Origin of the sequence: Mesorhizobium sp. M7D.F.Ca.US.004.03.1.1, assembly GCF_003998635.1 — a bacterium.
Lineage (GTDB): Bacteria > Pseudomonadota > Alphaproteobacteria > Rhizobiales > Rhizobiaceae > Mesorhizobium > Mesorhizobium loti.
Genome location: NZ_RZQG01000488.1, coordinates 1 through 4,564, shown reverse-complemented (window position 1 = coordinate 4,564; position 4,564 = coordinate 1). Strand labels below are relative to the sequence as shown.

The following is a 4,564-nucleotide window of genomic DNA, read 5'->3' as shown; positions in this document are numbered from 1 at the left end:
ACCCAGTATTTGCCTGCACACGAAATGGTCAGGAACCCATTTTCGCCACGCACCACCTGCTCGATCTCTCGAGGCCCAAACACCATCGTTACCACGACGTCGCTGCGCTCCAGCACGTCGGCGGGGCTAGTGGCGGGTAGTGCGCCAACCGCCGTCAGCGCATCCATCGACTGCGGACGGATATCGTAAACGACCATCTCAAAACCGGCGCGCCTGATATTGAGCGCAGCATTGCGCCCCATTGTCCCAAGCCCGATAAAACCCACGATCATGATGCATTGCCTCCTGTACCGACACCGAGACTGCACCCTTCGAATGGGCGAGAGATAGCCTGTATGCGAATTGAAAGGTTCTATTTCAGCGCCGTCACCAGCGCTCCCACCATCGTCTGCGGCCGGTAGCCGAGCTTGGCCGGCGTTAGCCCCAGCCGCACCACCACCAGTTGCTCCGAGGGAATGATGGCGACCGTCTGCCCGTCATGTCCCTCCATCCAGTAGGTGTCCTTGGGCAGGCCCGCGGCGACGCCGGCGCCGGGGGTTTCCTCATCGCCCGGGGCCTCGATCCACAACTGGCCCTTGCCGTAGACTTTTGAGGCCGGTGCCGGCTCCCGCATCCAGTCGACGAAGCCGGCCGGTAGGATCTGGTTGCCGTTCCACACCCCGCCTTGCAACAGGAACTGACCGAAGCGCGCCCAGTCATGCGCGGTTGCGTAAAGATAGGACGAGCCGACGAAGGTGCCCTGCTCGTCGGTCTCAAGCACCGCGCTGTGCATGCCCAGCGGCTCGAACAGGGCGGCGCGCGGCCACGTCAGTGCCTTGGCCTTGTCGCCGATCGCGTCCTGCCAGAGGCGCGACAGCATCACCGCCGTGCCGCTCGAATAGGAAAACACCTTGCCCACCTCGGCCGCTAGCGGCTTGGATTCGGCAAAGCCCGCCATGTCGGGTTTGAGGTAGAGCATGCGCGTGACGTCGGCGACGTCGCCATAATCCTCGTTGAACTCCAACCCGCTCGACATCGCCATCATGTCGGCAAGGCTGATCGCGGCGCGGCTATCCGCCTTCCACGGCGCGAACAGCCCCTTGTTGGTGATGGCCATCTTGCCGTCCTTGACCAGCGTACCGACGATGGCGGCGTTCACCGTCTTGGTCATCGACCAGCCGAGCAGCGGCGTCTTGGCGGAAAAGCCGTCGCCATAGCGCTCGGCGACGACGCGGCCATTCTTGACCACCACCACCGCGCGCATGCCGGTGCCGTTCAGCGCCGCATCGTCCAGCAACTTGGCAATCACCGGATCCTGTGATGCCTCGACCCGTTCGCCCTCAGGCCACAGCGCATCCGGGCCGACCGCCGATGGCTCGGCATGGATCGCCGTCCGCCGTACCTTGCCGACATCGCCGTCCGGAACCGATGCACAGCCGAGCCCGTCGCGGGCAACGGCGACGCTCTTGCCGAGGAAGCCAAGCAGGCCGGCCGAGACCGTTCCCCTGTTCTTGTCAACCGAGACCCGCATCAACCGCAGTAGCGGGTGCCCGGGCGCCTGCACGTCGACGGCGAGCACCTCATTGGCGTCGCGACCGGCGATGAAGACGTTCGAACAGACGATCTTGGCCGAATAGCCGGAGCCGACCCGGATCAATTCCGGCGGCGCGATGTAAAGCCAGGCAAAAAGCGCGGCGATCGCCAACACGATCAGGCCAAGCAGCCATTTGACGATCTTGACCACAAACCGCATCTGTTTCCTCCCAGGCTCTCGCCTGAGCCTTATGTCATCGATTTGCCGCCATTGCTTCCGCAAATCATGGTGCTTGTCGAGCGCCGTCAACTGATTATCAACCATGATCGGCGATCACAGGATATGCTGAGCGATGCTGTGGGGCGATCGCTTGGAGGGGGCTCGACCAGGCGGCGGCCATCAGTGCACGGACCCATCAGTGACCGGCTGAATCCGGCTCGGGATTTGCGATGCGTCGTTTTGCGGGCCTCATCATGCTGACGCTGCTTGGCGCCTGCTCGACCGTGGACGATCTCTCGCCGCTGTCGCCATCCGCGTCAAGCAGCCCGACGGTTGCCGTGCGCGCGCCGCGCTTCGCTGATTCCAAACCGCATGAGTGGGAAAGCGGAGCGCCCTGGAACTATGCCGTTCACGGCACCGATGTCTCCAAATACCAGACCTCGGTCGATTGGCCGGCGGCCAGGGCCAGCGGCATCTCCTTCGCCTTCATCAAGGCGACCGAGGGCGGCGACCGTTTCGACGAGTATTTCAACGAGCATTGGGCCCGCACGAAGGCGAACGGCATTCCGCGAGCCGCCTACCATTTCTACTATTTCTGCACCCCGGCTGCGGTGCAGGCGCGCTGGTTCATCCGCAACGTCCCGGTCGATCGCTCGGCAATGCCGCCGGTTCTCGACATGGAATGGAACCCGCAATCGCCGACCTGCAGGCTGCGTCCCGACGCCGCCACGGTGCGCGCGGAGATGACAACCTTCCTTGAAATCGTCGAACGGCACTACGGCAAGAAGCCGATCATCTACACCTCGGTCGACTTCTTCGACGACAACGAACTGTCGAGTTTCCGCGGCTACCCCTACTGGCTGCGCTCCGTCGCCGGCCATCCGCGCGAGAAATATGGCAGCCACCCTTTCACCTTCTGGCAGTACACCGGAACCGGCATCGTTCCGGGCATGACCGGCAAGTCCGACATCAACGTCTTCAATGGTAGCGAAGCCGCCTGGAACAAATGGCTGCGGCAGAACACCCGCTGACACCGGGTTCAACGGCACCGAAGTCGGCTGCAACAAGAGGCTAGGACAGAAGAACCGTTGACACCGGGTCAACGGCAGCGAACCGCCTTCAACAAGAGGCTGCGGCAGAACACCCGTTGACACCAGGCTTGCCGCCTGCTTTTCGACACAGCCAGCGGTAAAGTCTGCAACCGCCGGCACTCCAGAGCTCTGCGCCCCGATGGACGCGCAAGGACGCCCTGGAATTCTGAATGTCGAAAGGAAGCTGATGCGACTGCGTTCTCAAGCCCTCGCGGCGCTGTTCCTGTGCGCCACGGCCTTGCCGGCGATGGCGCAGGAATGCGGCGGCGACTTCGAAGCCTGGAAGCAAAGCGTGGCAGTGGAAGCCAAGGCGGCTGGCGTCGGCCCCGTCGGTCTCGACGCGCTGGAGGATGCCACCATAGACGACAAGGTTCTGGCACGTGACCGCGCCCAGGGCGTCTTCACGCAGACCTTCATCGAATTCTCCAACCGCATGATCTCGGCCTACCGGCTGAAGCAAGGTGCGGCAAACCTGAAGAAATACGCCGATGTCTTCGCCCGCGCCGACCAGCAGTTCGGCGTCCAGGCACCGATCATCGCCGCCTTCTGGGCGCTGGAGACCGACTTCGGCGCCGTGCAGGGCGATTTCCACACGCTGAGCGCCCTGGTGACGCTTTCCCATGATTGCCGCCGCCCGCAACTGTTCCGGCCTCAGTTGATACCGCTTCTGCAACTGATCGATCGCGGCGTGGTGCCGGCCGAGGTCAGGGGGGCCTGGGCTGGCGAGATCGGCCAGACGCAGATCCTGCCGTCCGACTACCTGGCGCGCGGCGTCGACGGCGACGGCGACGGCAAGGTCGATCTGCGCGGCAGCGTGCCGGATGTGATCATGACCACTGCCAACAAGGTGCTGTCGCGTGGCTGGAAACGTGACGAACCCTGGATCCAGGAAGTCCGCGTGCCCGAAGACATACCGTGGGACCAGACCGGCCGCACCAACAAGCTGCCGCTGTCGCAATGGGCGCAATGGGGTGTCACCAACCCCGACGGCACGCCGCTGATCGACAACGGTCTCAAGGCCGGCCTTGCGTTGCCGATGGGCCGCAAGGGCCCCGCCTTCCTCGCCTATGACAATTTCGACGTCTATCTCGAGTGGAACCAGTCGTTCACTTATGCGCTGACCGCGGCCAACCTCGCCGCCCGGTTGGCGGGCGCAAAACAGTTCGACCCGCGCACTCCCGAGACCGGTCTCAACAACGAACAGATGAAGGCGCTGCAGACCAAGCTGGAAGCCAGGGGCTACGATGTCGGCACCGTCGATGGCATCCTCGGCACCAACACCCGCGAGGCTATCCGCAAGGAACAGATGCGGTTAGGTTTGGCGGTGGACGGCTGGCCGACACCGGAGCTGTTGGGGAAATTGTAGGGTAGTAGGGCAGTAGGGCAGTAGGAAAAACTAGCCCGAAGCAGTGACTGCCGCCACTCCTATTGCCTTACTGACCTATTCCCCTCAATCCGCCATCGTCTCCAAGCTCGCAAAGCCCTGCGGCGCGTCGCCCTCGTCGAAGGGTGTCGTCACCTCGACGAAGGTGTCGGGGTAGAAGCCGTTGAAGCGGGTCCTCAGCGACAGCGAGTAGGCGCCGATATGGCCGATCTCGATCCAGTCGCCGGTGTCGACGGTTTCCGGCAGCCAGAACGGCCGCGACAGGATGTCGACGGAATCGCAGGTCGCACCGCAGACCTTGAACGGCACGATGTTCTTCTCCTCGCCATTGCGCGAGCGGATCGCCGGATCGGGAAT

The 4,564-nt window shown here is 63.5% G+C and carries 4 protein-coding genes and 1 pseudogene; 2 read left to right on the top strand and 3 right to left on the bottom strand.

What is annotated here, in order from left to right; translation table 11 throughout:
* Both EN935_RS23515 and EN935_RS23510 read right to left on the bottom strand, forming a co-directional pair.
* Positions 1-272 (bottom strand): NAD(P)-binding domain-containing protein (locus tag EN935_RS23515; RefSeq protein ID WP_164771288.1); only part of this gene is annotated, 272 nt, incomplete at its 3' end.
* An 80-nt stretch (positions 273-352) separates the two neighbouring features.
* Positions 353-1,732: a serine hydrolase gene (locus tag EN935_RS23510; RefSeq protein ID WP_127264595.1), complete on the bottom strand. Its 1,380-nt coding sequence runs from the start codon at positions 1,730-1,732 to the stop codon at positions 353-355.
* 230 nt (positions 1,733-1,962) lie between these two features.
* On the opposite strand from EN935_RS23510, the gene EN935_RS23505 reads away from it, so the two are divergent.
* Together EN935_RS23505 and EN935_RS23500 are read left to right on the top strand one after the other, a co-directional pair.
* Positions 1,963-2,763: a GH25 family lysozyme gene (locus EN935_RS23505; RefSeq protein WP_109668294.1), complete on the top strand. Its 801-nt coding sequence runs from the start codon at positions 1,963-1,965 to the stop codon at positions 2,761-2,763.
* A 247-nt stretch (positions 2,764-3,010) separates the two neighbouring features.
* The gene (locus EN935_RS23500; protein WP_109668296.1) at positions 3,011-4,189 is read left to right on the top strand and encodes a lytic murein transglycosylase; all 1,179 of its coding nucleotides are present in this window, start codon (positions 3,011-3,013) and stop codon (positions 4,187-4,189) included.
* A gap of 84 nt (positions 4,190-4,273) precedes the next feature.
* Here EN935_RS23500 and EN935_RS23495 read toward each other — a convergent pair.
* Positions 4,274-4,564 (bottom strand): annotated as a pseudogene (locus EN935_RS23495) (ornithine decarboxylase); the annotation flags it as partial.

Bases quoted from the DNA above. Each gene is read 5' to 3' on its own strand.
- EN935_RS23500 (WP_109668296.1), top strand. From the start codon at position 3,011: ATGCGACTGCGTTCTCAAGCCCTCGCGGCGCTGTTCCTGTGCGCCACG.
- EN935_RS23505 (WP_109668294.1), top strand. From the start codon at position 1,963: ATGCGTCGTTTTGCGGGCCTCATCATGCTGACGCTGCTTGGCGCCTGC.
- EN935_RS23510 (WP_127264595.1), bottom strand. From the start codon at position 1,732: ATGCGGTTTGTGGTCAAGATCGTCAAATGGCTGCTTGGCCTGATCGTG.